The following is a 1,075-nucleotide window of genomic DNA, read 5'->3' on the forward strand; positions in this document are numbered from 1 at the left end:
TATCTGACGGGCCTGCTGACCACCGACGGCAAGAAGTCGATCAAGCGGATGGCCGCCACCGTCTCGCGCTCGCCCACCGCGTCGCAGTCGATGCACCAGTTCCTCAACGCCAGCCCCTGGGACTGGGTTCCGGCGCGGGTCGAGCTGATGCGGTGGGTCGAGCAGCAGCTCGATCCGCGTGCCTGGGTCCTGTCGGTGGCGGTATTACGCAAACGGGGTGACCACTCCTGCGGTGTGCACCGGCGCTTCGTCCCCGCGACCGGACGCTCCGTCAACTGCCAGCTCGCGGTGGGAGCGTTCCTCGCCACCGGTGCGGAGGCCGTGCCCGTCCACTGGGGGCTGCTGCTGCCGGGTGCCTGGGTCGAGGACCATGCGCGCCGCGCGCGGGCCCGCATTCCCGAGTCGGTGGGCCAGCGCACCGTCGAACAGCACGCACTCGACCTCGTCGACGCGCTGTGCGGGAGCACCCAGCTCAGCCCCCGGCCGGTGGTGGCGGACCTGGGCCATCACTCGGGGGTCATCTCGCTGGTGCGTGGACTCAGCGCCAGGGGACGCGAGTTCGTCGTGTCGCTGCCCGGTCGGACCCCGGTGGTGCCGGTCGGCAGGACGACGGCGCGTGGCGCATACGCCTCGAACCTGCCCGCCGCCGTGGAGGCACAGCGCCTGTTCGGCCTCAAGCACGGCAGCCATCTCAGACCCGGTGGCCACGACGGTCCCGGCGGGGCGGATCGCACCGCCACGATGACCACGCTGGTACGGCTGCCGCAGGTGCGGCTGGCCCGTCACACGCCGCACGCCACCTATCGGATCTTCGGCGTTCCGTCGTACGCGGGGCCCCGCTCGTCGCGGATCTGGCTGACCAACATGACGCAGCGGCGGACCGACGAGCTGCTCGCGCTGGCCGGGCTCCAGCACCGGGCGGGCACCGCGGTGCAGACGCTGGAGGACGACTTCGGACTGCTCGACTTCGAAGGGCGGTCCTTTCCCGGCTGGCACCATCACATGACGCTGGTGTCGGCGGCGTCAGCGTACAACTTGCTGGAGCTGTCCGGCCGCCGGCCGGGGGCCCTGTAAG

The 1,075-nt window shown here is 71.5% G+C and carries 1 protein-coding gene; it reads left to right on the top strand.

Annotated features, from left to right (window positions below; genetic code table 11):
* Positions 1–1,074, top strand: a 1,074-nt coding sequence (locus ACFV3E_RS46810; RefSeq protein WP_500542667.1) for an IS701 family transposase, incomplete at its 5' end; no start/stop codon positions are given.
* Position 1,075: the final 1 nt, after the last annotated feature.

The organism is Streptomyces sp. NPDC059718 (assembly GCF_042733315.1).
Classification (GTDB): domain Bacteria; phylum Actinomycetota; class Actinomycetes; order Streptomycetales; family Streptomycetaceae; genus Actinacidiphila.